Annotated in this window: 24 protein-coding genes and 1 tRNA gene; 16 read left to right on the forward strand and 9 right to left on the reverse strand. The window is 65.1% G+C overall.

Annotated elements, in window-relative coordinates:
* Positions 1–109: 109 nt before the first annotated feature.
* Entirely contained in the window at positions 110–1,525 is a 1,416-nt protein-coding gene (gene cls, locus ACOHWE_RS02975; protein ID WP_420664003.1) for a cardiolipin synthase, read from the forward strand.
* Here the strand turns inward: cls and ACOHWE_RS02980 are convergent.
* Positions 1,522–1,947: a potassium channel family protein gene (locus tag ACOHWE_RS02980; protein ID WP_420664666.1), complete on the reverse strand. Its 426-nt coding sequence runs from the start codon at positions 1,945–1,947 to the stop codon at positions 1,522–1,524. The two genes, cls and ACOHWE_RS02980, sit on opposite strands and share 4 nt — an antisense overlap.
* Before the next feature lie 202 nt (positions 1,948–2,149).
* Here ACOHWE_RS02980 and ACOHWE_RS02985 point away from each other — a divergent pair, with 202 nt between their 5' ends.
* Genes ACOHWE_RS02985 through ACOHWE_RS02995 form a run of 3 tightly spaced genes read left to right on the forward strand, consistent with a single transcriptional unit; the run spans position 2,150 to position 6,262 of the window.
* On the forward strand, positions 2,150–2,806 hold the full coding sequence (locus ACOHWE_RS02985; RefSeq protein ID WP_420664004.1) for an ABC transporter ATP-binding protein: 657 nt from the start codon (positions 2,150–2,152) through the stop codon (positions 2,804–2,806).
* Positions 2,803–5,220 (forward strand): ABC transporter permease, encoded by a 2,418-nt coding sequence (locus ACOHWE_RS02990; protein WP_420664005.1) that lies wholly within the window; start codon positions 2,803–2,805, stop codon positions 5,218–5,220. Before ACOHWE_RS02985 ends, ACOHWE_RS02990 begins: the two co-directional genes overlap by 4 nt.
* Entirely contained in the window at positions 5,210–6,262 is a 1,053-nt protein-coding gene (locus ACOHWE_RS02995) for a lipocalin-like domain-containing protein (RefSeq protein ID WP_420664006.1), read from the forward strand. Before ACOHWE_RS02990 ends, ACOHWE_RS02995 begins: the two co-directional genes overlap by 11 nt.
* A 41-nt stretch (positions 6,263–6,303) precedes the next feature.
* On the opposite strand, the gene ACOHWE_RS03000 is transcribed toward ACOHWE_RS02995, so the two are convergent.
* The 3 genes from ACOHWE_RS03000 to ACOHWE_RS03010 form a co-directional block, all read right to left on the reverse strand.
* Entirely contained in the window at positions 6,304–6,735 is a 432-nt protein-coding gene (locus tag ACOHWE_RS03000) for a universal stress protein (protein WP_420664007.1), read from the reverse strand.
* A complete protein-coding gene (locus ACOHWE_RS03005; RefSeq protein ID WP_420664008.1) occupies positions 6,732–9,344 on the reverse strand; it encodes a TRAP transporter permease in 2,613 nt (870 codons plus the stop codon). Before ACOHWE_RS03005 ends, ACOHWE_RS03000 begins: the two co-directional genes overlap by 4 nt.
* A 130-nt stretch (positions 9,345–9,474) precedes the next feature.
* Positions 9,475–10,440 carry a TAXI family TRAP transporter solute-binding subunit gene (locus ACOHWE_RS03010; protein ID WP_420664009.1) on the reverse strand — a complete coding sequence of 322 codons (966 nt, stop codon included), beginning with the start codon at positions 10,438–10,440 and terminating at the stop codon, positions 9,475–9,477.
* Positions 10,441–10,834: 394 nt separating this feature from the next.
* On the opposite strand from ACOHWE_RS03010, the gene ACOHWE_RS03015 reads away from it, so the two are divergent.
* The 4 genes from ACOHWE_RS03015 to ACOHWE_RS03030 all read left to right on the forward strand — a co-directional run bounded on the left by ACOHWE_RS03015 (position 10,835) and on the right by ACOHWE_RS03030 (position 13,977).
* Complete coding sequence (locus ACOHWE_RS03015; protein ID WP_420664010.1) at positions 10,835–11,143, forward strand: hypothetical protein; 309 nt, start codon at positions 10,835–10,837, stop codon at positions 11,141–11,143.
* Positions 11,144–11,228: 85 nt separating this feature from the next.
* Positions 11,229–12,074: a KPN_02809 family neutral zinc metallopeptidase gene (gene ypfJ / locus ACOHWE_RS03020; protein ID WP_420664011.1), complete on the forward strand. Its 846-nt coding sequence runs from the start codon at positions 11,229–11,231 to the stop codon at positions 12,072–12,074.
* A 116-nt stretch (positions 12,075–12,190) separates the two neighbouring features.
* Complete coding sequence (mtnA, locus tag ACOHWE_RS03025; protein ID WP_420664012.1) at positions 12,191–13,294, forward strand: S-methyl-5-thioribose-1-phosphate isomerase; 1,104 nt, start codon at positions 12,191–12,193, stop codon at positions 13,292–13,294.
* Positions 13,295–13,311: 17 nt separating this feature from the next.
* The gene (locus tag ACOHWE_RS03030; RefSeq protein WP_420664667.1) at positions 13,312–13,977 is read left to right on the forward strand and encodes a class II aldolase/adducin family protein; all 666 of its coding nucleotides are present in this window, start codon (positions 13,312–13,314) and stop codon (positions 13,975–13,977) included.
* 70 nt (positions 13,978–14,047) lie between these two features.
* Here ACOHWE_RS03030 and ACOHWE_RS03035 read toward each other — a convergent pair.
* Positions 14,048–14,133: transfer RNA gene (locus tag ACOHWE_RS03035), tRNA-Leu, on the reverse strand.
* A gap of 165 nt (positions 14,134–14,298) precedes the next feature.
* On the opposite strand from ACOHWE_RS03035, the gene ACOHWE_RS03040 reads away from it, so the two are divergent.
* A complete protein-coding gene (locus ACOHWE_RS03040) occupies positions 14,299–14,877 on the forward strand; it encodes a YqaA family protein (RefSeq protein ID WP_420664014.1) in 579 nt (192 codons plus the stop codon).
* 2 nt (positions 14,878–14,879) lie between these two features.
* A complete protein-coding gene (locus ACOHWE_RS03045; RefSeq protein ID WP_420664015.1) occupies positions 14,880–15,347 on the forward strand; it encodes a disulfide bond formation protein B in 468 nt (155 codons plus the stop codon).
* A 51-nt stretch (positions 15,348–15,398) separates the two neighbouring features.
* On the opposite strand, the gene ACOHWE_RS03050 is transcribed toward ACOHWE_RS03045, so the two are convergent.
* Positions 15,399–15,824 (reverse strand): Lrp/AsnC family transcriptional regulator, encoded by a 426-nt coding sequence (locus tag ACOHWE_RS03050; protein ID WP_420664017.1) that lies wholly within the window; start codon positions 15,822–15,824, stop codon positions 15,399–15,401.
* A gap of 115 nt (positions 15,825–15,939) precedes the next feature.
* On the opposite strand from ACOHWE_RS03050, the gene rocF reads away from it, so the two are divergent.
* From rocF to ACOHWE_RS03065, 3 genes are read left to right on the forward strand one after another with little or no spacing between them, the layout of a single operon-like run.
* Entirely contained in the window at positions 15,940–16,866 is a 927-nt protein-coding gene (gene rocF / locus ACOHWE_RS03055) for an arginase (protein ID WP_420664018.1), read from the forward strand.
* Positions 16,863–17,792 carry a citrulline utilization hydrolase CtlX gene (gene ctlX, locus ACOHWE_RS03060; RefSeq protein WP_420664019.1) on the forward strand — a complete coding sequence of 310 codons (930 nt, stop codon included), beginning with the start codon at positions 16,863–16,865 and terminating at the stop codon, positions 17,790–17,792. The genes rocF and ctlX overlap by 4 nt, the downstream gene beginning before the upstream one ends.
* Positions 17,789–18,835 carry an ornithine cyclodeaminase gene (locus ACOHWE_RS03065; RefSeq protein ID WP_420664020.1) on the forward strand — a complete coding sequence of 349 codons (1,047 nt, stop codon included), beginning with the start codon at positions 17,789–17,791 and terminating at the stop codon, positions 18,833–18,835. The genes ctlX and ACOHWE_RS03065 overlap by 4 nt, the downstream gene beginning before the upstream one ends.
* A gap of 200 nt (positions 18,836–19,035) precedes the next feature.
* On the opposite strand, the gene ACOHWE_RS03070 is transcribed toward ACOHWE_RS03065, so the two are convergent.
* Positions 19,036–19,620: an HNH endonuclease gene (locus tag ACOHWE_RS03070; protein WP_420664021.1), complete on the reverse strand. Its 585-nt coding sequence runs from the start codon at positions 19,618–19,620 to the stop codon at positions 19,036–19,038.
* 237 nt (positions 19,621–19,857) lie between these two features.
* On the opposite strand from ACOHWE_RS03070, the gene ACOHWE_RS03075 reads away from it, so the two are divergent.
* Positions 19,858–20,505 carry a pseudouridine synthase gene (locus ACOHWE_RS03075; protein ID WP_420664022.1) on the forward strand — a complete coding sequence of 216 codons (648 nt, stop codon included), beginning with the start codon at positions 19,858–19,860 and terminating at the stop codon, positions 20,503–20,505.
* Positions 20,506–20,517: 12 nt separating this feature from the next.
* Positions 20,518–20,952 carry a VOC family protein gene (locus ACOHWE_RS03080; RefSeq protein WP_420664023.1) on the forward strand — a complete coding sequence of 145 codons (435 nt, stop codon included), beginning with the start codon at positions 20,518–20,520 and terminating at the stop codon, positions 20,950–20,952.
* Between the two features lie 84 nt (positions 20,953–21,036).
* Here ACOHWE_RS03080 and ACOHWE_RS03085 read toward each other — a convergent pair whose 3' ends face one another.
* Both ACOHWE_RS03085 and ACOHWE_RS03090 read right to left on the reverse strand, forming a co-directional pair.
* Complete coding sequence (locus ACOHWE_RS03085) at positions 21,037–21,702, reverse strand: alpha/beta hydrolase (protein WP_420664025.1); 666 nt, start codon at positions 21,700–21,702, stop codon at positions 21,037–21,039.
* Complete coding sequence (locus ACOHWE_RS03090; protein ID WP_420664669.1) at positions 21,699–22,331, reverse strand: DNA-3-methyladenine glycosylase family protein; 633 nt, start codon at positions 22,329–22,331, stop codon at positions 21,699–21,701. Before ACOHWE_RS03090 ends, ACOHWE_RS03085 begins: the two co-directional genes overlap by 4 nt.
* A gap of 124 nt (positions 22,332–22,455) precedes the next feature.
* On the opposite strand from ACOHWE_RS03090, the gene ACOHWE_RS03095 reads away from it, so the two are divergent.
* The gene (locus ACOHWE_RS03095) at positions 22,456–23,673 is read left to right on the forward strand and encodes an MFS transporter (RefSeq protein WP_420664027.1); all 1,218 of its coding nucleotides are present in this window, start codon (positions 22,456–22,458) and stop codon (positions 23,671–23,673) included.
* Positions 23,674–23,728: the final 55 nt, after the last annotated feature.

Consider the following 23,728-nt stretch of genomic DNA (forward strand, 5'->3'; position numbering starts at 1 on the left):
GTCAAAGCAGAAAAGCCGGAAGTTTCCATGCGCTTGCTGCAAGCAGTTGCAGCGCGGCTGTGCATGTGCAGAGATGCGGAGCCGAATGTCATCCATAATGGAAGGCCGTATGCACTGGTTCACCTTCAGTTCGACCACCGTCGCTCTCGTCTGGATTGCCGCCGCCTTTGCCGCGATCAGCGCCGCCCGCACTGCGCGCACGCCCCAAGGGGCGATCGGCTGGGTGGTATTCCTGCTGGCCGCCCCGGTCGCGGCCCTGCCCGCCTATCTCGTCTTCGGCCACCACCGGTTCCGCAGCTACCGCAATGCCCGCCGCGCCGCGGAGCAGGTGGTGAGGGACATGCGCAGCTACACGCGGACCCATGCCGGGGCTCCGGTGCAGGTCAAGGTCAACACCGCCCCCTTCGAGGCGATCTCCGGTCTGCCTGTCTGCGGCGGCAACAGCTTCGAACTGCTGATCGACGGAGAAGAGACCTTCAGGTCGATCTTCGAGGCCATCGACGCCGCGCAGGACTATATCCTTTTGCAGTATTACATACTGCGCGCAGATGATCTGGGTATGGACCTGCAAAAACGCCTCATCGACGCCGCCGGGCGGGGTGTGGCCGTGTGGGTCATCACCGACAGCATTGGCTGTTACACCCTGCCGGGCAGCTATCTGGAGGCGCTTGAGGACGCAGGCATCGATATCGCCGAGCCTGTGGCGCCAAACCGCCCCTGGCACCGGCTGCGCGTCAATTTCCGCAATCACCGCAAGACCGTGATCGTCGACGGCAAAACGGGCTTCACCGGCGGACTCAACGTCGGCGACGAGTACCTGGGCAAGGACCCGGCCTTCGGAGCCTGGCGCGACACGCACCTGAGGGTGACGGGTCCGGCGGTCCAGCAGCTGCAGCTGTCGTTTGCGGAGGACTGGCACTGGCGCACCCAGGAGCCGATCCTCGACTTGCTGGCCTGGGATGCGGAGCCCTCGGACGAAGACCGCGCCGCGCTGGTGGTCTCGACCGGCCCCGGCGATAACACCGAAAACGGCTCGATGCTGTTTTTCTCCGCCGTCACTGCAGCCCGGGAACGGGTCTGGATTGCCTCGCCCTACTTCGTTCCGGATCAGGACGTGACGGCCGCGTTAAAACATGCCGCTCTGCGCGGGCTCGATGTGCGCATCCTGATTCCCGAAACCGCCGACCACTATCTTCCCTGGCTGGCGGCCTTTGCCTACTTCGATGAACTGCGCGCCGCTGGCGTCAAGATCCTGCGCTATCGGGACGGGTTCATGCATCAGAAGGTCTTCGTCATCGATAACTCGATCACCGCTGTTGGCACCGCCAATCTCGACAACCGCTCCTTCCGGCTGAATTTCGAGACCATGGTGCTGTATTTCGACGAAGACTCCGCAGTGCGTGCCGCGCAGATGCTGGAGCGGGACTTTACGAAAGCGCAGGAGTTGATCACGCCGCTTGAGGACCAGAAATGGCCGGTGCGCCTGCTGGCGCCGCTGGCCCGGCTTCTGGCGCCAGTGCTCTAGGATCTTTCCCCGGGCGCGCCGCCGTTCAGGGAGAACATCCGCCCCATCACACTGACCAGGAATGCGGTGCTGACGCCGAACGCCAGCATCCCGGTTACCGCTGCAAAGGCCGCAAAAATCCGCAGACCTGGGCCCAGCACTACATCGCCGTAGCCGAGCGTCGTGTACGTGGACAGCGAGAAGTAGAGCGCCGTGTTCCACTCTCCAATCGCACCCACCATCATGAAGGCCGACGCCCAGATCCAGACCTGCGCTGTGTGGGCCAGCACGATCAGGCCGATCGCGATCATCAGAATGGCCGCATTGTGCCGCCGCCCGTGCGGCGCCGGGAACCGCTTGGACAGCTCCGCAAGCAGCGCCGCGCACCAGACCAGCACCGCGATCTCCAGAAACAGGCAGACGCCAAGGTAGATTGAGCCCATGATCAGCTGGTGTCCCACGGGTCTTGCTTCTCCTGCCTGACTTTGTGCGCCTCTTGGCCGAGGGCAGCGTAAGGGGGCACGCCAGCACATGCAATTGCCCCCGGCGGCCCTGTGACGGAGCTGCACTGGACTTCCCTGCCGCGGCGCTATTCACTGCGGGCACTCGCGCGAAACACTTGGAGACGCCGGAGGGCCGCCCGCCGTGGTGCTGAGGATCAAGAATGTGACGAAAGCCTTCCCCGGCCAGAGTACCGGTGAGGCCGTGCTGAAAGGCGTGTCGCTCGAGATCGCGGCGGGCGAAAGCCTGGCTCTGACCGGCGACAGCGGCTCGGGCAAGAGCACGCTTCTGCACCTGGCCGGCGCTTTGGACCATTTCGACAGCGGCGAAATCGAGATTGGGCGGACCCCGCTTTCGGGTCTTGGGGACGCGGCACGGGCAGCGCTGCGGCGGCGTGAGGTGTCATTGGTGTTTCAGCAGTTCAACCTGGTGCCCTCGCTCACCACCGGAGAAAACATTTCGCTGCACGCGCGGCTGGGGCAGCGCTGGGACGCCAAATGGGGCGCGGAACTGACCGCCCGGCTTGGCCTCTCCGATCTGCTCCACCGCTACCCTGAGCAGCTTTCCGGCGGCCAGCAGCAGCGGGTTGCCATCGCCCGCGCGCTGGCGTTGCGCCCTGCCCTGCTGCTCGCGGATGAGCCCACTGGCAATCTCGACGAGACGACGAGCGGCGCGGTGATGGAGCTGATGCTCGACTTGGTGCGCGACAGCGGTGCAGCTCTGTTTCTGGTCACCCATTCTGCAGCCATTGCGTCGATGCTGGACCGGCAGCTGCACCTGCGCCACGGCCGGGTCGCATGATCGCCGCCGCTATGGGAGCGATCCTGTCGCATTGGCGGCGCCACCCCTTTCAATTGCTAACTCTTGCCGTTGGTCTCGCGCTGGCGACCGGATTGTGGTCGGCGGTCCAGGCAATTAACGGCGAGGCCCGCGCCAGCTACGCCCGCGCCGCCGCGCAGCTGGGGCTTGCCGGCACCGAACGCTTGGCAGCGCGCAGCGGCAGCATCCCGCTGGCCCGCTATGTAGCTCTGCGACGGGCGGGCTGGCAGCTGGCGCCGGTTCTGGAAGGCCGCTTGAGAATCGGGGTGGAAACCCATGATTTAATGGGGATAGACGTGCTGAGCCACCCGCTGGTTCCGGCGCTGGCCGAAGCAGCCGGGGAGGACAGCGCCGCGCCGCTTGATGCGCTGCTGCCGCCCGGCCGCCTGTTTGCCCATCCGGACACCGCCGCCCGCATCCGCGGGGGGCCGGACCTGCCGCCGCTCACCCGCTCAGAGGCACTGCCGCGCGGGGTGCTGGTGGCGGACATCAGCCTCGCCAGCCGCCTGCTGAGACAGCCGGAAAGCCTCTCCTACCTGCTCATCCTGCCCGGGCAGCGGCGAGGCCTTGCCCCCCTGTCACAGCTCGCGCCCGATCTGCTCCGGGTCCGCGGCGGAAGCAGCGCCGCCGGGACCGAGCGGCTGACGGACAGTTTCCACCTCAACCTCACCGCCTTTGGGCTCCTGTCCTTTGCGGTGGGGCTGTTCATCGTGCAAGGCAGTATCACCCTAAGCCTCGAACAGCGCCGCGGGCTGATCCGGACCTTGAGGGGGCTGGGCGTGCCGATGCGGCTGCTGGCGGCGCTGCTGCTCTGCGAACTCGCAGCGATTGCCCTGCTGTCGGGCACCGCCGGATTGTTGGGCGGGTACTTTGTGGCGGCGGCGCTTCTGCCGGATGTAAACGCGACGCTTGCGGGGTTATACGGCGCGCCGGTGGACGGCAGCCTGTCGCTGCGTCCGGCATGGGTCCTCTCCGGGCTGGGCATGGCCCTCGGCGGCACCGGCCTGGCCTCGGCGCAGGCGCTGGTTTCGGTGATGGGGATGCCGCTCCTGGCTGCCCCGGCGGCGCATGCCCGCGGCCAGCAGGCCGGGCGCTCGCACCTTGCGGCGGCGCTTGCCGGGGCCGGCTGTATTGCGGGGGGCATCGTAGTCCTGCGGCTGTTCGGCGGCTTGACCGCGGGGTTTGTGTTTCTCGGCGGGCTGATGCTGGGGGCCGCACTCTTGCTGCCCTGGCTGATCGCGCAACTGCTGCGGCTTGGAAGCCGCCTGGCGCATCGCCCGCTGGCGCAGTGGCTCTGGGCCGATGCCCGGGCGCAGCTGCCCGGCATGGCGCTGGCGCTAATGGCGCTGCTGCTGGCACTGGCAACAAATATCGGCGTGGGCACAATGGTTTCGAGCTTTCGGCTCACCTTCACAGGGTGGCTCGACCAGCGTCTGCCGGCCGAGCTTTACGTGACCGCCAGCTCTGATTCCGAGGGCGCCGCGCTGGAAGTCTGGCTGGCGGAACGCGGCGTCACTGCTCTGCCGATCCGCTCCGCCGAAAGCCGCTTCCAGGGCGCGCCGCTCAGGATCTATGGCATCAGGGACCACGCTACGTACCGCCGCAACTGGCCGCTGCTGCAAGCGCAGCCGCAGGTCTGGGAGGCGCTGGCCCGTGGCGATGCGGTGCTCATCAACGAGCAGCTGGCCCGGCGCAACGGCATCGCCCTCGGGCAGGAAATTGCGCTTCAGGCGGGCTGGACTCTGCCGGTTGCAGGCATCTACTCCGACTATGGCAACACGCACGGACAGGCGCTGGTCGCGCTGCCCGCGCTGCTGGAACGGACACCGGAGGTGCCGAACCGCCAGTTCGGGTTGCGCCTGAGGCCGGCCGATGTGCAGGGAATGATGCAGTCGCTGCAGCAGCACTTCGGCCTGCCGCGGTCCGGTATGGTGGATCAGGCCACGCTCAAGGCCCAGTCGCTCGCGATCTTTGACCGCACCTTCGTCGTAACAGCGGCGCTGAACCTGCTGACGCTGGCGGTAGCCTGTTTTGCAATCCTGTCCAGCCTGCTGACGCTCTGGAACCAGCGTCTGCCGCAGCTGGCGCCGCTCTGGGCGATGGGGGTCACCCGGCGGCAGCTGGCATGGGGAGAGGTCCTGCGCAGCGTGCTGCTTGCTGCGCTGACTGCTGTTCTGGCACTGCCTCTGGGGCTTGTGCTGGCCTGGGCGCTGCTCACCGTGATCAACACAGAGGCCTTCGGCTGGCGGCTGCCGATGCACCTTTTCCCGGGAGACTGGCTGCGCCTGATGGCGCTGGCTCTCACCGCTGCGGCCCTGGCGGCCGCGTTGCCTGCCCGCCGGCTGAGCCGCCTGGCGCCGTCGGAATTGCTGAGGGTCTTTGCCAATGAACGTTAAAGCCGCACTGATCTGCGTTTTCGCTTTCGCGGCCTCTGCCGTTTCCGCGCAGGGCTATGCCGGACTGGCCGCAGAGGCGGAAGGTTTCGCCACGCCAAAGAGGGGCGAGCCGCTCCGCTTTCCCGAGGACCACGGGCCTCATCCAAATTTCCGCATTGAATGGTGGTACTTGACCGCCAACCTTGAGGCATCTGACGGGGCTGAATACGGCATTCAGTGGACCCTGTTCCGCTCCGCCTTGGCACCGGGCGAAGGCGGCGGCTGGCAGAGTCCGCAGATCTGGTTTGCCCATGCCGCGTTGACCTCCGTGGACAGCCACCACTTTGCCGAGCGCATTGCCCGCGGCGGCATCGGCCAGGCAGGCGTGACCGCGACGCCCTTCGCCGCCTGGATCGACGACTGGGAGATGCTCGGGCGCGCGGGCTCTGACATGGAGGCGCTAAGCGTTATCGCCCGCGGCGAAGACTTTGGCTATTCGCTCACGCTCGCCGCAGACGGCCCGCTCGTGCTTCATGGAGATGCGGGCTATTCGGTGAAATCCGCTGCCGGCCAGGCGAGCTATTATTATTCGCAGCCCCATTTCCGTGTGAGCGGAGAGATCACCCTGCCCTCCGGCCCGGTTCAGGTCACCGGCCACGGCTGGCTGGACCGCGAATGGTCGAGCCAGCCTCTGGCCGAGGATCAAAGCGGCTGGGACTGGTTCTCGCTGCGTTTTGATGACGGCGCGAAGCTGATGGGCTTTGTCCTGCGCGGGGAAAGCGGCGATTTCACCTCCGGCACCTGGATCACTCCGGAGGGCAGCGCCGAGCCGCTTCCGCCCGGCGCTTTTCAGGCCGAACCGCTGGAAACCTCCACCGTGGCAGGCCGCGAGCTTCCCACCACCTGGCGCGTGCTGCTGCCGGAAAAAGCCCTCAACGCCGAGATCGAAGCGCTCAATCCCGGGGCCTGGATGGGCACATCGTTTTCCTACTGGGAAGGCCCGGTGCGCATCCGGGGCAGCCACAGGGGCCGGGGCTACCTGGAGATGACCGGATACGAATGAGGGCCCCCGGAGGCGCCCTCATTCAGATCTGTTCGCACGCGTCAGCGCACCACGAAGACCGAGCAGTCCGAGTGCCGGATTACCCGCGCTGCATTGGGCCCAAGCAGGTAATCTTTCAGATCCGGCTTGTGAGCGCCAATCACGATCAGGTCGGTGCCCGCCTTCTCTGCCACCTTCAGTATCTCCTGGTAGGCAGTGCCCGTGGCGACGAGGTGGCGCACCTTGGCGTTGCGCTCCTCACCCAGGATCTCGGCGCAAAGCTCCTGAAGCCGCCGGGTCGCGTCCTTCACGGCGTTCTCATGGTGATGCTCCTCGAAGAAGCCCGACACCCAGCTTTCGCCGAAGTCCGGCAGCACGTTCAGCACGTCAAGCTGCGCGCCGTCCATTTCCGCCATGCGGGCGCCCTCCCGAAGCACCTTCTCGTCGGTCTTGCGGTCGCTCAGTTCGACCGCGCAAAGAACGGATTTGCTCATGCCGGTACTCCTTCCTCCGTTTCACGGGCCCGGCCGCGCTGCATCAGCGCCACAAGGGCGATCAGCAGCAGCGCCGGAATGAACATCAGCTCCTTGGGCAGCTGGCTGGCCGGAGCCTTCACCTCGACGATCCGCACCGGCTCGTCGGCGTAGAAGTCGAAGTTCTCCAGGCTTGGCGAGGCCGGCGTGCCGAACATCGGCTCTTCCAGCTTCACGACCCCGTCTTCTTCCAGCAGCATCAGGCCGAAGTCATCCACCATTTGCGTCCCGTCCGAGCCATCCGCTGTGAGGGCCAGCGTGGTCGACGTCATCTTGGATGTGTCGAAGTCCGGGCCTTCAACCAGGATGCGGATCTCGTCGCCCGGAGCGGCCTCATCCAGCGCCTTCGCCAGCTGCGCCGGCGGCACTTGCGTGAAGGGCGGCATCACCCTGTCCATGAAGAAGTCCGGCCTGAACAGCGCAAAGGCAGCAAAGATCAGGAGGATGCTCTCGTAGATCCGGTTGCGGCTCACGAAGTAGCCCATGGTGCCGGCCGTGAAGACAAGGATCGCTATGGTCGCCGAGACCGCCACCAGTATGCCCTGCACCCAGCCCACGTCGATCAGCAAGAGATCGGTGTTGAAGATGAAGACAAAGGGCAGCGCCACGGTGCGCAGGGAGTAGAAAAAGGCGGTGAATCCGGTGCGGATCGCGTCGCCGCCGGAAACCGCGGCGGCGGCGAAGCTTGCCAGTCCCACCGGCGGCGTCACATCCGCCATGATCCCGAAGTAGAACACGAAGAGGTGCACGGCGATCAGCGGCACCACCAGGCCCGACTGCGCACCAAGCTCCACCACGACACCCGCCATCAGTGAGCTCACCACGATGTAGTTGGCGGTGGTGGGAAGCCCCATGCCGAGTACCAGAGACAGGAGACCCACCATCACCAGCATCAGGATCAGGTTGCCGCCCGAAATGAACTCGACCAGCTCGGACATCACCTGCCCCACGCCAGTCAGCGTCACCGTGCCCACGATCACGCCGGCAGTGGCGGTGGCCAGCGCGATGCCGATCATGTTGCGGGCCCCGTCAATGAGACCATGCCAGAGATCGAAAAGACCGTCTTTAAAGGCACTTGCCATCCGGCTTTCACCGCGGAACAGCGCCTTTAGCGGCTTCTGGGTGATCAGGATTACGAACAGCAGCGCGGTCGCCCAGAAGGCTGAAAGACCAGGCGATTTCTGCTCGATCATCAGGAAGTACACCAGAACGATGATTGGCAGCAGGTAGTGCAGCCCCGCCTTATAGATCTCCGCCACCACCGGCAGTTCGACCTTCTCGGAGTTGGGATCATCAGGGACCAGATCATCGACCCCCGCGGCCAGCCACAGGAGCGCCACGTAGGCCAGCACCACCAGGGCTGACAGCACCAGGCCGGAGGCATCGGGCATCAGCGAAACGACCGCCCGGACCGGATACTGCACGCCGTAGCACAGCGCAGCGAAGCCTGCGAAGAACAGCGCCATGCCGCCGATGGTGCGGCCCATCGACACGACCCGGTCGCCCAGCGTCGGCATGTTCCGCTTCACCGCTTCCAGATGCACGATATAGACCAGCGCGATGTAGGAGATCGCGGCCGGCAGGAAGGCATGGGTGATCACCTCGACATAGGAGATGCCGACGTATTCCACCATCAGGAAGGCCGCGGCCCCCATCACCGGCGGCATGATCTGCCCGTTGACCGAGGATGCGACCTCGACCGAGCCAGCCTGCTCGCTGGTAAAGCCCACGCGCTTCATCAGCGGGATGGTGAAGGTGCCGGTGGTGACCACGTTGGCAATCGAGGAGCCGGAGATCAGGCCGGTTGCGGCGGAGCCCACGACAGCGGCCTTGGCCGGGCCGCCGCGCAGGTGGCCAAGCGCGCCGAAGGCCATCTTGATGAAGTAGTTGCCCGCGCCCGCCTTATCAAGGAGGGCCCCGAACAGCACGAAAAGAAAGACAAATTTGGTGGAGACACCCAGCGCGATGCCAAACACGCCCTCGGAGGTGATCCACATGTGACTCATCGCCTTGCGGATGCTCGCGCCCTTCCAGCGGATCACTTCGGGCACCCATTCGGAGGAGCCGAAGAAGACATAAAGGAGGAAGATCGAGGCGATGATCGCCATTGCAGGCCCCAGCGCGCGGCGCGCGGCCTCAAACAGCAAGAGCAGGCCGATGAAGGCAAAAATGGCGTCCGTCTCATCCGCGAGCCCGCCGGAATCGACGATCTTCTGATAGAAGAAGTAGCCATATAGCGCGATGAGCGTGCCCGCGATGGCCAGGATCCAGTCGACCGCCGGCACGTGGCCGCGCGGGCTGCTCTTGAAGGCGGGATAGGCCGCGTAGGCCAGGAAAATCGCAAAGGCCAGATGAATCTGGCGCGAGTTGTTTACCACGCTGCCGGGCAGCAGCACATTGGCCAGCGGCGAGGCCAGAACGACTTGGAACACCGACCAGATCACCGCGACGATGGCAAGGAACAGACCCACGGACCCTACCGGGTTGCGGGCCCCTGCGTCGGAGGACGCGACCAGTTCCTGAAGCTCTTCTTCGCTAAGCGGTCGATTTCCCTGAGCATCGGATGTCATGGATAATCTCCCCTGGGGCCGCCTTCCCTGCGCGGCCTGGATATTTTATAGCCGGGAGGCTGTCCCTCCGGGGCTGAAACGGGGCACCCAGCGTGCCCCGTCCCTCGTCACTTGAATAGGAGCCGGCCGGTTACTCGATCCAGCCCTTTTCCTTGTAGTACTTCTCGGCGCCCGGGTGCAGCGGCGCCGACAGGCCGTCCTTGATCATTTCTTCCGGCTTCAGGTTCGCAAACGCCGGGTGCAGTTTCTGGAACGCCTCGAAGTTTTCGAACACCGAGCTGACCACGGCATAGACCGCGTCCTCGGAGACGTCCGCGGAGGTCACGAAAGTTGCGCCCACACCGAAGGTATTGGTGTCTTCGTCGGTGCCGCGGTACATGCCGCCGGGAATGGTGGCCTTGCGGTAGAAGGAGTTCTCTTCCACCAGCTTGTCGACCGCCTCGCCATTCACGTCGACCAGGACGGAATCACATGCCGTAGTGGCTTCCTGGATCGAGCCGGACGGGTGCCCGACGGTATAGATCATCGCGTCGATCTGGTTGTCGCAGAGCGCCGCCGACTGCTCGGCCGCCTTGAGCTCGGTCGCGAGGGCGAAATCTTCCATGCCCCAGCCCTTGGCTTCCATCAGCACTTCCATGGTGCCGCGCTGGCCGGAGCCCGGGTTGCCGATGTTCACGCGCTTGCCTTTGAGGTCATCAAAGGTTTCGATGCCGGTATCGGCGCGGGCCACCACGGTGAAGGGTTCCGGATGCACCGAGAAGACGGCGCGCAGGTTCTCAAACGGACCCTGCTCCTCGAATTTGGAGGTGCCGTTATAGGCGTGGTACTGCCAGTCGGACTGGGCCACGCCGAACTGAAGCTCACCTTCGCGGATGGTGTTGATGTTGTACACCGAACCGCCGGTGGATTCGACCGCGCACTTGAAGCCATGCTCTTTACGGCCCTTGTTCACCAGGCGGCAGATGGCGCCGCCGGTGGGGTAATAGACGCCGGTCACGCCGCCGGTGCCGATGGTGATGAATTCCTGCGCCATCGCGGCCGGTGCCATGATGGCGGCCGAGACCAGGGCGCCGAGGCCCAGCTTGGTGTGTGTCATGATCAAGTTTCTCCCACTTGTCTTATGATTTTGAGCGCCGCCCAGCACCCCTGCGCCCGGAAACGCGTAAGGCATTGGCCGTACCGGATGAAATCAAACCGACGGGCAGCACCCGTGCGGAATTTCGCACGTGCAAAAGCGTTTCACCGGCAAGATGTCAAGTCAAGGGTGCTATTTTTTGACGCACCCCATCAAAAGAATGTTTTTCGCGCGGATGATACAGCCTGCGAATTTTTCCCCGTTTTCCGCGGGGCGCGGCGCCCGATGACGGGACAAACGCGCCGCTGTGCGATCCGCCTGACGCCGACGGCCGCTTCCGGTTCCGGCGCGGGGCGGCTCTGGAAAACTATCGCCAAGCGCCCGTTAAAACGTGTGTCGATTGACTTGATTGCAGATGACACAACGCAACCCTGGCGATATTAACGCGCTCGCCAAACACCAAACAAAAGAACCGGCCCTATTCCACCCCCGTTCAACAGGCGAGGACTATGGCGTGACTTTGCTCAGCCAGTTGCTATCAGAAAACCCCAAGGTGCATGATTTCTGGACGCTGGAACGCAGCGTCTCTGCAGCCGCACGGCTTTTGCCGCGCTGCGACCGCCCCGCGCTCTTGTGCGATGTTCAGCCGGAATTTCCTTCCACCCCCCGCTGCTGGGACCTGATTCTGACTGCCGCGCACGAACGCGGCCTGCGGGCGCGTTAGCCGGGCACGACCGAAGCCGCCGGGTTTGATATTCTGCGGCGGCCGCCTATCCTTGAGCGGAACTGAAAGAACCGGGAGGGCGCTCATGCGGTGGAGAGGACGGCGCGGCAGCCGCAACATCGAAGACCGGCGCGGACGGCGCCCGATGGGCCGGGCCGCGGGCATTGGCGGGCTCGGTGCGGTGCTCTTGGTGGTTGCCGGGGCCTTCTTCGGCGTCGACCTCACCCCGCTCTTGCAAGGCAATGCCCCGCCGCCCTCCGCCACCCGCCAGCCGACTGCGGCCGATCAGCAGGCGGGACAATTCGTTAGCGTCGCCCTTGCCGACACCGAAGACGTCTGGCGCCAGATCTTCGAACGCCAGCTGGGCCAAAACTACGACCCTCCGGTTCTGGTGCTGTTCACCGGGGTGACGCAATCACCCTGCGGCGGCGCCTCCGGCGCAACCGGGCCGTTCTATTGCCCGCTCGACAGCAAGATCTATCTCGACACCGCCTTCTTCACCACGCTCAGCCAGCGCTTGGGCGCGGGCGGCGATTTCGCCGCCGCCTATGTGGTCGCGCATGAGGTGGCGCATCATGTTCAGCATGAACTGGGAATTCTGGAGCAAACGCATCGGGCCCGCGCCAGCTCCAGCGATGTCGAGTCGAACCGGATCTCGGTTCAGGTGGAGCTGCAGGCAGACTGTTTTGCCGGTATCTGGGCGCGCTATGCCCGGGATGCTCTGGGCACGCTCGAGCCCGGCGACGTTGAGGAAGCGATGAACGCGGCGAAGCAGATCGGCGACGACACGCTGCAGCGCAACGCAGGCCAGGCGCCGCGGCCGCATACCTTCACCCACGGAACCAGCCAGCAGCGCCAGGCCTGGTTTGCGCGCGGCTATGAGTCCGGCAGCGTCCGCGCCTGCGATACCTTCGCTCCAGGCACTCCCTGAGGGAGGCTCTGCTGACGCATCTCTGTCTTGCGCCCGGGCTTCATTTCGGCAACACCAGCCGCTAGGATCGCCCGGCAAACGCTCCGCGCGCAGCCACAGCCAAAGGACATATCGCCATGAAAGTGAACGGCACCCATTACCGCTCTTTGTGGTGGGATCATCAGAACGATGTCCTGAACATCATCGACCAGCGCTGGCTGCCGCATGACTTCCGCGTGCAACCGGTTGAAACGCTTCAGGACTTCGCCGACGCCATCGTCGAGATGCGGGTCCGCGGCGCGCCGCTGATCGGGGCCACCGCAGCCTATGGCATGGGACTGGCGATGCGGCTTGACCCGTCGGACCGGGCGATGGACGAAGCCTGGAGCTTCCTCAACGCGACCCGCCCCACCGCGATCAACCTGCGCTGGGCGCTCGACCGCTGCCGCAACCGCCTGCGCCCCTTGCCAGAAGGCGAGCGCGCTGCGGCCGCGCTCGCTCTTGCGCATGAGATCGCGGACGAAGACGTGGAAATCAACCGCCGCATCGGACAGCATGGCCTGGAGCTGATCCGAGAAATTGCGGCCGGGAAGCCTGCGGGCGAGCCGGTGCGCCTGCTCACCCACTGCAACGCCGGCTGGATCGCCACCGTCGATTGGGGTACAGCGACCAGTCCGATGTACCAGGCCCATGACGCCGGCATCCCGATCCACGTTTGGGTCGACGAGACCCGCCCCCGCAACCAGGGCGCGCTGACCGCTTGGGAGCTAGGAAGCCACGGCATCAGCCACACCTATGTCACCGACAACGCCGGCGGCCACCTGATGCAGCATGGCGAGGTCGATCTGGTCATCACCGGCACTGACCGCACCACCCGCCGCGGCGATGTCTGCAACAAGATCGGCACCTACCTGAAGGCGCTCGCCGCTAAGGACAACGGCGTGCCCTTCTACGTCGCCCTGCCCTCGCCCACCATTGACTGGACGGTCAGCGACGGCGTGGCCGAGATCCCGATCGAGGAGCGCAGCGCCCGCGAGGTTACGCATGTGCAGGGGCTCGATAGCGGGGGCGGCATCGGCGCGGTGCAGGTCACGCCCCAAGGCACAGCGGGCGGCAACCCGGCATTCGACGTGACGCCGAACCGGCTGGTCACCGGGCTGATCACCGAGCGCGGCATCTGCGCCGCCAGCGAGGAAGGCCTAGCCGGGCTGTTCCCCGAGTTCGCGACGCGATCCGCCTGAGCCGCGCTGCCATGTCCCTGACGCCCCCGTACACCGACACGCCCGAGCTGCGCCAGGCGGTGATCGACACGTGCCTTGCAATGAACGCCGCCGGCATCAACCAGGGCACCTCCGGCAATATCTCGGTGCGGGCGGATGGGGCGATGCTGATCACGCCTTCGGGCGTGCCCTACGCGCAGATGGCGCCGGAGATGCTGGTGCGGATGCCGCTGGATGGCAGCCCGCCCGAGGCCGGGCAGAAGAAACCGTCGACCGAGTGGCCCTTCCACCTCGCGATCCTCACCGCCAAGCCGCAGGTTCATGCGGTGGTACATGCCCACCCTGTGCATTGCACGGCGCTGGCGATGAACCGGATGACCATCCCGGCCTGCCACTACATGGTGGCGGCCTTTGGCGGAGACGATGTTCCGCTGGCCGATTACGCCCTGTTCGGCAGCAAGCAGCTCTCGGACAACATCCTGCGCGCGCTTGAAGGGCGCTCCGCCTGCCTGATGGCCAATCACGGCGCGGTCACCACAGGCGAAAGCCTGGCCCGCGCGCTCTGGCGGATGGAGGAGCTGGAGACTCTCGCCAAGGGCTATGCCGCAAGCCTCGCAATCGGCAAACCGGCGCTGCTAAGCGCGCCGGAGATGGCGGAGGTCGCCGCAGCTTTTGCAGATTACGGCCTGAAGGACAGCCGCTGAGCGTCTGCCCATCGCCCGGACTAAGAAAAAGGGATTACGTGAACAAAGCCACGTAACCCCTTGAAACCCTTGGTACCCAAGGCCGGACTCGAACCGGCACGCCCGCAAAGGCGGGGGATTTTGAATCCCCTGCGTCTACCATTCCGCCACTTGGGCCACGCTCTGTTCCTAGCCAAGCGCGCAGACAACGTCCAGTGCCAAATCGCGCCTCCGATGGCGAAATTTTACGGGGCGGCGCGCCCTCGGGACGGGAAAGCTTGACGCTGCCACCCCCGCGTGCCAACAGCTTAGATCGAGGAGATTAACGAACCACGGGGCGGTATGCTGAACACCCTTTATGCGCGCACCATGGCGCTGGCTGATCACCCCAGAGCATTGTGGCTCCTGGCACTGGTCTCCTTTGCGGAAAGCTCGGTCTTCCCGATCCCCCCCGATGTGCTGATGATCCCGATGATCCTGGCCCGCCCCTCGCGCGCCTGGCTGATCGCGCTGATTGCGCTTCTGTCCTCGGTTGCGGGCGGCATGCTGGGATATCTGATCGGCGCCTTCTTCTACGACAGCATCGGCCAGCCGGTGCTGGAGGCGATGGGCAAAGGCGCCGCGATGGAAGAATTCAATACCCGCTTCAACGATTTCGGCTTCTGGGCCGTCCTCGGCGCGGGCATCACACCTTTCCCATACAAAGTGATCACCATCATGTCGGGCTGGACCGGCATGCCGCTTGGGACCTTTGTTGCCACTTCGCTTCTTGCACGGGCGCTGCGCTTCTTTGCGGTAGCGGCGCTGTTGTGGCGTTTCGGAACGCCGGTGCGCGATTTCACCGAACGCCGGCTGGGGCTGGTGTTCTCCGTATTCATGGTGATGCTGCTCGGCGGCTTCTTCGTGGTGAGGTATATCTGAACATGCACCGTATCCTGATCCTGATCGCGGCCGGAGGCTCGGTGGCGCTGCTGCTGGGCGCGCTGGGCTTCCAGTACATCGGCGAAATGGCGCCCTGCAAACTCTGCTACTGGCAGCGCTACCCGCATGCCGCCGCCGCCGGTATCGGCGTGCTGGCGCTGGCCGTGCCGCTGGTGGCCCTGCCCTATCTCGGCGCGCTGGCCGCGCTCACGTCCGCCGGCATCGGCGCCTTCCACACTGGGGTCGAGCGCGGCTGGTGGGAGGGCCCCTCAACCTGCACTTCCGGCCCTGTCGGCGGTTTAAGCCCCGATCAGCTGATGGAGCAGATCATGGCAGCGCCGCTGGTGCGCTGCGACGAAGTGCCGTGGGAGATGTTCAGCTTGTCGATGGCGAGCTGGAACGCAATTGCCTCGGCCGGCCTGGCGGTGCTGTGGTTCGCTGCCGCCAACCACCTGCGCAAACGCGCCTGAAACACCGGGCGGAAGGATCACTGTCGCCTTGCAATTGCTTGAAAAGAGAAGCTAAGTCTCCTTCTTTGTGGCCAGGAGCAGATTGGTCTCGCTGCTCACTACGCCTTCAAACAACCGGATTTTCGCAAGTGCCGCGTCCAGCGTTTCCAGCGTTTCGGTGCCCAGCTCGACGATCAGATCCCAGCGGCCGTTGGTAGTGTGGATGGCGCGCACCTCCGGCAGGCCCTGCAGCTGGCGGGTGATGCGGCTGGCGCCGCGCCCCTCGATGCCGATCATCATCAGCCCGCGCACAGGATCGCGCAGCACGTCCTCTTTCAGCACCACGGTGAACCCCAGGATGTCGCCGCGGGCCTGCAGCCGCTCGATGCGGGCCCGAACCGTGGTGCGCGACAGGTTCAGCCCAAGCGCCAGATCCGACAGCGACGCGCGCGCATTGTGGCGGAGGGCTGCCACCAACCGCTCGTCCGTTTTGTCCATTTCACTTCCCAACTTGACCAGTTGACCCACATTATGGGCAAAATGCTTGCTGGTTTCCATCACGAAACGGAAGGAAATGATAGAAAATCATCAACCCGCAAAGAGGCTGAATCCTGTGTCCACGCAACATTGCATCCTGATCGGCGCCCCGGTCGACAGCGGCAAACGCCGCGCCGGCTGTCTGATGGGTCCCGACGCCTATCGCACCGCCAACATCGCCGGCGCCCTGCAGAGCCTGGGCCACACGGTCGAGGACCTGGGCAATCTCGCGCCCGACACTCATGAGCCGGACAACGGCGAAGGGCTGGTCTTTGCCCGCAACGAAACCATCGGCTGGACCTCCCGCCTCGCCCGCACGGCCGAGGAAGCGATGAATCGCGGCCTGCCCGTGTTCTTGGGCGGCGACCACTCGCTGTCGCTCGGCTCGGTCAGCGGCGTGGCTAATTTCGCCGCCAAGGCGGGCCGCCCGCAGTTCGTGCTCTGGCTCGATGCGCATACCGATTTCCACACGCCCAAGACCACTGACAGCGGCAACCTGCACGGCACGCCGGTCGGGTATTTCACCGGCCGCAGCGATTTCGATGGCTTCCCGAAGGTGGCCAACCCGGTGCCGCAGGAGAACGTCTGCATGATCGGCCTGCGCTCGGTCGACACCGAGGAGCGGCTGGCCCTTGAGGGCAGCGCCATCCGCACTCACGACATGCGCGACATCGACGAGAACGGCATTGCAGGGCCGTTGAACCGCTTCCTGGAGCAGGTTGCCGCCGCCAACGGCATGCTCCATGTTTCGCTGGACGTGGACTTCCTCGACCCCTCCGTGGCGCCCGCCGTGGGCACCACCGTGCCCGGCGGCGCCACCGTGCGCGAGGCGCATCTGGTTTGCGAAATGCTGTATGATTCCGGGCTGATGACCTCGCTCGACCTGGTGGAGCTGAACCCCTTCCTGGACGAGCGCGGCCTTACCGCGCATCTGATGGTCGACCTCTGTGCCTCCACCCTTGGCCGCCGGGTTTTCGACCGTCCGACCCGGAGCTACCGATGAACAGCCTGCAGGCCCCGGGTGCGGTGGTGATGATCCGCCCGCACCACTTCCGCTCCAACCCGGAAACCAGCGGAGACAATGCGTTTCAGACACTTGCGCGGAACAATGAAAGCACCGCCGCTGTACAGGCGCTAACCGAGTTCGATCAGGCGGTTGCGGCCTTGCGCGACACGGGCGTGACCGTACACGTCTTTGACGACGAAGGCTCAGAGACGCCGGACAGCGTGTTTCCGAACAACTGGTTCTCCACCCATGCCGGCGGCCATGTCGCGGTCTACCCGATGTTCGCGCCCAACCGCCGCAAGGAGCGGCGCTGGGACGTGATCGAGGTGCTGAAGCGCGACTACCGCGTGCAGGACGTGATCGACTATTCCGGGCTGGAGCAGGACGGGCTGGCGCTGGAAGGCACCGGCGCCATGGTGCTCGACCATATCGGCCGCATTGCCTACACGGTGAAATCCAACCGCGCCGACCCGGTGCTGCTGGAGCGTTTCTGCACCCATTTCAATTTTGAGCCCATGGTGTTCGAGGCGAAGGACGCGCAGGGCCGCGACGTCTATCACACCAACGTGCTGATGGGCATCGGCACGGATTACGCGTTGATCTGCCTGTCGATGCTGCCCGACGCAAGACGCCGGGCCGAGGTTGCCGCGCGGCTGGAGGAAACCGGCCGCGAGGTGATCGACCTCACCCCCGAACAGATCGCCGCCTTTGCCGGCAATGCGCTGGAGCTGTCCGGCAAACGGCGGCTCCTGGCCCTGTCGGCCCGCGCGCTTGACGCGCTCAGGCCGGAACAAACCGCCGTGATCGAGCGCAGCGCGGACCTGCTGCCGCTCTCCATTCCCACCATCGAAACCGCAGGCGGGTCGGTGCGCTGCATGCTGGCAGGCATCCACCTCAGCCCCCGTGAAAGGAAAACCGCATGACACAGCCTTCGGACAAGGCGCTGGTGCCCTTCGTCAGCGTCGACAACATGATGCGCCTGATCCACGCAACCGGGATCGAGCAGATGCTGCGCGATCTGGCCGACTACGTGGAGGAAGACTTCAAGCGCTGGGAACTGTTCGACAAAACCCCGCGCGTCGCCAGCCACTCGGATGTCGGCGTGATCGAGCTGATGCCGACTTCGGATGGCGAGGCTTACGGCTTCAAGTACGTGAACGGACACCCCAAGAACACTTCCGAGGGCCTGCAGACCGTCACCGCCTTCGGCCTCTTGGCTGATGTTTACACCGGTTACCCGGTGCTCCTGACCGAGATGACAATGCTCACCGCGCTGCGCACCGCCGCTACTTCAGCAATGGCTGCCAAGTACCTGGCCCCCAAAGGGTCCACCACGATGGCGATGATCGGTAACGGCGCCCAGTCCGAGTTCCAGACGCTGGCGATGAAGGCGATCATCGGTCTGAAATCCGTTCGCCTCTACGACAAGGACCCGGCCGCAACCGAGAAATGCGCGCGGAACCTGCAAGGGCTTGGGATTGAAGTGGTTTCCTGCAAGACGCCCGAAGAAGCCATCGAGGGCGCGCAGATCCTCACCACCTGCACCGCCGACAAGCAATATGCCACCATCCTGACCGACAACATGGTCGGCAGCGGTGTGCATATCAATGCCATCGGCGGCGACTGCCCGGGCAAGACCGAACTGGCGCCGGGCATCCTCAGCCGCTCCGATGTTTTTGTGGAATATCCGCCCCAGACCCGCATCGAAGGCGAGATCCAGCAGATGCCGGAGGACTTCCCGGTCACCGAGCTTTGGGAAGTAGTGGCCGGCAAGAAGCCTGGCCGCAGCAGCGAGCGCCAGATCACCCTGTTCGACAGCGTCGGCTTTGCGATCGAGGATTTCTCCGCTCTGCGCTACATTCGCGACCGCATCAAGGGCACCGATTTTTTCATCGACCTGGACATGCTGGCCGACCCGGACGATCCGCGCGATCTCTTCGGCATGCTGCAGCGCGCCAAGGCCTGATCAGGCCAAACAGCGGCGCCATTGCTGCGCCGGCTCCTCATGCAAACATGTCACGGCGGCCCGCCTGAACGAGGCCGCCGGCATCTCCGCTCCCGCCTGTGGGTATGTGCTTCCCGGCACCCTTCGGCAGCCGACAAGGGGATCAGATGGCCCGCCGAAGCGCCCTTCGCGGCCTATGGGCGGGAGCGGAAATACTCGCGTCAGGCGTCGAGCTCGGTATCCCAATAGAGGAAGTCCATCCAGCTTTCATGCAGATGGTTGGGCGGGAACTTGCGGCCGACATTGCGCAGTTCCTCCGCCCCCGGCCGCCGCGGCGGCTTGCGCAGCGACATCCCGGCCCGGTGCAGCGACTTCGAGCCTTTCTTCAGATTGCAGCCCGCGCAGGCGGCGACCACGTTTTCCCAGCTCGTCACACCGCCGGACGCGCGCGGCACCACGTGGTCGAAGGTGAGGTCGCCTTTGCTGCCGCAGTACTGGCAGCGGAATTCGTCCCGCAGAAACAAATTAAAGCGCGTGAAGGCCACGCGCTTTTGAGGTTTTACATAGTCTTTCAGAACCACCACAGAGGGTATTCGAATCTCGGTACTGGGACTGTGCACAACCTCATCGTATTCAGCAACGATGGCGACGCGGTCAAGCCAGGCAGCCTTGACAGCATCCTGCCAGCACCACAGCGACAAGGGATAATAGGACAGCGGCCTGTAGTCCGCATTCAGCACCAGCGCCGGGTGCTGTTTGAGCGCGCCGGGCGCCCTGACAAATTCCGTCCTGAAATCGCCATCCATATGAACGTCTTCCTTGCCCTGACCTTCCGTCTAGCGGAACCAGGGCGGGGAACCCGCCCCAGCCTAAGTTGACTATATATCGTGGTTGCAACCTGACAAGCCCTGTTGATCCACAATATCTCGGGAGATTCCTAGGGCCTTTGCGTTACGAACCTGTGACGGCAGAACGACTTATCCACAAGGAAGCCCGGTCCGGGAGGCCTTGCCAGCCCGGTGCGCGCGCAATATTGCCCAAGGATGACCCGCCTCATCCGTTTCAACAAACCCTATGACGTGCTGCCGCAGTTCACCGACCGCGGCAGTGAAGGAAGCCCCCGCAAGACCTTGAGCGACTTCATTTCCTGCCCCGGAGTATACCCCGCCGGGCGGCTTGACCGTGACAGCGAAGGGCTCATGCTGCTGACCGACAATGGCCGCCTGCAGGCCTGGATCAGCGACCCGCACCACAAGATGGCGAAGACGTACTGGGTGCAGGTCGAGGGGGAGCCGGATGCCGCGGCGCTCACGGCACTGGCCGAGGGCGTGGAGCTGAAGGACGGCATGACCCGCCCCGCCAAGGCCCGGCTGATCGCGGAGCCGCCCAATCTCTGGGCCCGCACCCCGCCGGTGCGCGTGCGCAAGACTGTGCCAGACAGCTGGATCGAGCTGGTGATCCGGGAGGGCCGCAACCGTCAGGTCCGGCGCATGACCGCGGCGGTGGGCCACCCGACCCTCCGGCTGATCCGCTATGGTATCGGAACCTGGACGCTGGACGGGCTGGCGCAGGGAACCTGGGACGATCTGGAACCGCCCCGCGTGCCCGGCCCGCCAAAACCCTCACAGAAGCCGCCGCGCAAGCTTAGAGCGCCAAAACGCGGCACGGGTGACAGGCCCCGCCGCCGCTGATAGCCTGCCCGCATGACATATGACCCGCTGCCTGCAGCCCCTGCCCCAGCTGAAATCCTGGAAGCCGCGCTTTACGTGGATGATCTGAACGCGGCGGAGGAGTTCTATGGGCGGATAATCGGCCTGGAGAAGATCCAGCGGGTGGAGGGCCGGCACGTGTTCTTCCGCGTCGGCGCCGGAACGCTGCTGCTGTTCATCGCGGAGGAGACGGTGAAACCGCCCGGCAACCCGCGCCTTCCCGTCCCACCGCATGGCTCCCGGGGGCCGGGGCATTTCTGTTTTGCCCAGCCGCGGCAAGCCATGATGCAGATGCGCACGCGGCTCCTCGCGGCCGGGGTTGCCGTGGAAGCCGAGTTCGACTGGCCCAACGGCGCCCGCTCGCTCTATTTCCGCGACCCGGCCGGCAATTCCCTGGAAATCGCCGAGCCGCACCTGTGGCAGGGCTAAGGCAGCAGCGGCGACCGGATAATCGCTAATTCTCCGGCCGAAATCTTTGCCGGATTTCTGCTTCCGCAGAACGACCGATTGGGGTCAGAGACCCAGCTTGTCGCGCATGAACGCCAGCGCCACGCTCAAGCCGTCGGGCGCGATGCCATGGGCAGTGCCTTTCTGGATATGGGCGAACACATCCTGGAAACCCGCCTCCTGCAGCGCCTCGGCGGCTTCGGGCAGGGATTGCACCGGCACCACGTCGTCCTGATCGCCATGCACCAGCAGCACCGGCATTTTCGAGATGGCCTCGTCCTTCAGCAGATCCGGGTTCAGCAGACGGCCGGAGAATGCCACGATCCCCGCCACCGGATCCTCGCGGCGCGGCGCCACGTGCAGACTCATCATCGTGCCTTGGCTGAATCCGAACAGCACCACCTGCTCGGGCAGCACGTCCTCATCGACCATCAGCGCATCGAGGAAGGCGTTCAGATCCTCGACTGCCGCCTGCATGCCGCGCATCGCCTCCTCCTCGGAGGAGCCGTCGATCCACGGGATCGGGAACCACTGGAAGCCCATCGGCGCACCGGCGCAGGCTTCAGGCGCATCGGGGGCCACGAAGAGCGTATCCGGCAGGTGCTCGCCCAGCGGATCGGCAAGGCCCAGCAGATCGGCTCCGTTGGCGCCGTAGCCATGCAGGAACACCACGACCGAGCGGGTCTGGCCGGAGACCGGCTCCCTGCGGCCGGCATTGAGTACACGAGTCATCGGATTCCTTCCCTGTCCTTCGCCACCCGGTAATAGGCCCAGAGAATGCGCGCTGCAACCGACCGCCAAGGCGACCAGGCCTCGGCCATCTGCCTGAGCGCGCGTTCCCGCGGCCGCTCCGGCAGATCGAACAGCACCCGCGCGCCTTCTTGCAAGGCGAGGTCGCCGGGCGCAAAGACATCGGCACGGCCCAATGAGAACATCGCGTAGATCTCTGCCGTCCAGGCGCCGATCCCGGGCACCTCAACCAGTGTGGCGATCACCTTCGCATCAGGTGCGTCACGCAAGCCTTTGAAATCAATCTGTGCCTCCGCCAGCGCGCGGGCATAGCGGATCTTCTGGCGGCTGAGGCCCGCGGCGCGCAGGTCGTCGTCGCTGGCCCAGAGGATCTTGCGCGGCCCGGTGAGGCGCGCCGCCTTCAGCCTTGCCCAGATTGCATTGGCCGAGGCGACACTCACCTGCTGGCTGACAATTGCGCTCAGCAGTTCGGCAAAGCCATCGGGCTTGCGCCGGAGCGGCAGCGGTCCGGTAAGCTGCAATGCCCGCGCAAACCGCGCGTCCTGAGCCGCAAGCCAGGCCGCGCCCTCCTCGACACAGGCCGGGGTGGTGATGATGCGCCCAACGTCCAGGGCGCAAGCTTGCCGATCTGACGCCACGTCACTCGCCTCCAGGCTCAAAGCGGGCTGCAAATGCCGCGCCCTCCAGCGCGGCAGGCGGCTTGCCCCGCGTCATATTCGCGGCTACGCATCCCATATGACCATGAGCATGACCACCCCCAGCGACAGCGTCGCCAAGAAAAACGTCGCGATTCTGGTGCTTGCGCAGGCGATCCTGGGCGCGCAGATGCCGATGATCTTCACCATCGGCGGGCTGGCGGGGCAATCGCTCGCCACCAACCCCTGTTTCGCCACCCTGCCGATCTCGCTGATCGTGGGCGGCTCGATGCTGGCGGCGACGCCGATTTCGGCGATCATGCAGCGCTGGGGACGGCGCGCCGGGTTCTTCGTGGGGGCCGCTTTTGGTGCCATTGGCGGGCTGGTCGGGGCCTATGGGCTCTACCTAGGATCGTTCCAGGTGTTTCTGATAGGCAGCCTGCTCACCGGCGTCTACATGAGCGCGCATGGTTTCTATCGTTTTGCTGCCGCCGACACCGCCTCCGAAGCGTTCCGGCCCAAGGCGATTTCCTACGTGATGGCGGGCGGACTCGCTGCGGCCATAATCGGCCCGCAGCTGGTGAAGGCGACAAGCCAGACCTTCGTGATCCCCTTCCTTGGCACCTATCTGGCGGTAATTGCGGTGAACGTGCTGGGGGCAGCGCTGTTCCTGTTTCTCGACATTCCAAAACCGCCCGCGCCTGCGGTCGATGCACCGCGCGGCCGCAGCCGGGGCGAGCTGCTGAAGACACCGGTGATTGCCGTCGCGGTGATCTGCGCGATGGTGTCCTATGCGCTGATGAACCTGGTGATGACCTCGACCCCGCTGGCGGTGGTCGGCTGCGGCTACTCCGAGGGCCGGGCCGCGGATGTAGTGACCTCGCACGTGCTGGCGATGTATGTGCCGTCGTTCTTCACCGGCCATCTGATTGCCCGCTTCGGGGTGGAGAAGATCGTCGCCGCCGGTCTGGTGATCCTTGCCGGAGCTGGAGCTGTGGCGCTGCAAGGCGTGGAGCTTGGCAATTTCTTCGTGGCTCTCGTGGTCTTGGGTGTCGGCTGGAACTTCGGCTTCATCGGCGCGACCACCATGCTTGCGGGCGCGCATGAGGCGCATGAGCGCGGGCGGATGCAGGGGCTCAACGATCTCCTGGTGTTTGGCGGTGTGACCGTGGCCTCGCTTGCCTCGGGCGGGCTGATGAACTGTTCCGGCGGCAACCCGGTGGACGGCTGGAATGCGGTCAACATGGCGATGGCGCCTTTCCTGGTGCTGGCGGGCGGCGCGCTGCTGTGGCTGGTGCTGCGGCCGCGGGAGGCGTAAGCGCACACGCGCTTCTTTTCGACCATCCAGCCCGGCCGAAGGCCGGGCCGCGCCC

The sequence above is a fragment of the Cribrihabitans neustonicus genome (assembly GCF_048820895.1).
GTDB classification, from domain to species: domain Bacteria; phylum Pseudomonadota; class Alphaproteobacteria; order Rhodobacterales; family Rhodobacteraceae; genus Cribrihabitans_A; species Cribrihabitans_A neustonicus.

Excerpts from the sequence above, each read along its gene's own strand:
- cls (WP_420664003.1), top strand. The coding sequence starts at position 110 with ATGCACTGGTTCACCTTCAGTTCGACCACCGTCGCTCTCGTCTGGATT.
- ACOHWE_RS02980 (WP_420664666.1), bottom strand. The coding sequence starts at position 1,947 with ATGGGCTCAATCTACCTTGGCGTCTGCCTGTTTCTGGAGATCGCGGTG.
- ACOHWE_RS02990 (WP_420664005.1), top strand. The coding sequence starts at position 2,803 with ATGATCGCCGCCGCTATGGGAGCGATCCTGTCGCATTGGCGGCGCCAC.
- ACOHWE_RS02995 (WP_420664006.1), top strand. The coding sequence starts at position 5,210 with ATGAACGTTAAAGCCGCACTGATCTGCGTTTTCGCTTTCGCGGCCTCT.
- ACOHWE_RS03000 (WP_420664007.1), bottom strand. The coding sequence starts at position 6,735 with ATGAGCAAATCCGTTCTTTGCGCGGTCGAACTGAGCGACCGCAAGACC.
- ACOHWE_RS03005 (WP_420664008.1), bottom strand. The coding sequence starts at position 9,344 with ATGACATCCGATGCTCAGGGAAATCGACCGCTTAGCGAAGAAGAGCTT.
- ACOHWE_RS03010 (WP_420664009.1), bottom strand. The coding sequence starts at position 10,440 with ATGACACACACCAAGCTGGGCCTCGGCGCCCTGGTCTCGGCCGCCATC.
- ACOHWE_RS03015 (WP_420664010.1), top strand. The coding sequence starts at position 10,835 with ATGACACAACGCAACCCTGGCGATATTAACGCGCTCGCCAAACACCAA.
- ypfJ (WP_420664011.1), top strand. The coding sequence starts at position 11,229 with ATGCGGTGGAGAGGACGGCGCGGCAGCCGCAACATCGAAGACCGGCGC.
- mtnA (WP_420664012.1), top strand. The coding sequence starts at position 12,191 with ATGAAAGTGAACGGCACCCATTACCGCTCTTTGTGGTGGGATCATCAG.
- ACOHWE_RS03040 (WP_420664014.1), top strand. The coding sequence starts at position 14,299 with ATGCTGAACACCCTTTATGCGCGCACCATGGCGCTGGCTGATCACCCC.
- ACOHWE_RS03045 (WP_420664015.1), top strand. The coding sequence starts at position 14,880 with ATGCACCGTATCCTGATCCTGATCGCGGCCGGAGGCTCGGTGGCGCTG.
- ACOHWE_RS03050 (WP_420664017.1), bottom strand. The coding sequence starts at position 15,824 with ATGGACAAAACGGACGAGCGGTTGGTGGCAGCCCTCCGCCACAATGCG.
- ctlX (WP_420664019.1), top strand. The coding sequence starts at position 16,863 with ATGAACAGCCTGCAGGCCCCGGGTGCGGTGGTGATGATCCGCCCGCAC.
- ACOHWE_RS03065 (WP_420664020.1), top strand. The coding sequence starts at position 17,789 with ATGACACAGCCTTCGGACAAGGCGCTGGTGCCCTTCGTCAGCGTCGAC.
- ACOHWE_RS03070 (WP_420664021.1), bottom strand. The coding sequence starts at position 19,620 with ATGGATGGCGATTTCAGGACGGAATTTGTCAGGGCGCCCGGCGCGCTC.
- ACOHWE_RS03075 (WP_420664022.1), top strand. The coding sequence starts at position 19,858 with ATGACCCGCCTCATCCGTTTCAACAAACCCTATGACGTGCTGCCGCAG.
- ACOHWE_RS03080 (WP_420664023.1), top strand. The coding sequence starts at position 20,518 with ATGACATATGACCCGCTGCCTGCAGCCCCTGCCCCAGCTGAAATCCTG.
- ACOHWE_RS03085 (WP_420664025.1), bottom strand. The coding sequence starts at position 21,702 with ATGACTCGTGTACTCAATGCCGGCCGCAGGGAGCCGGTCTCCGGCCAG.
- ACOHWE_RS03095 (WP_420664027.1), top strand. The coding sequence starts at position 22,456 with ATGACCATGAGCATGACCACCCCCAGCGACAGCGTCGCCAAGAAAAAC.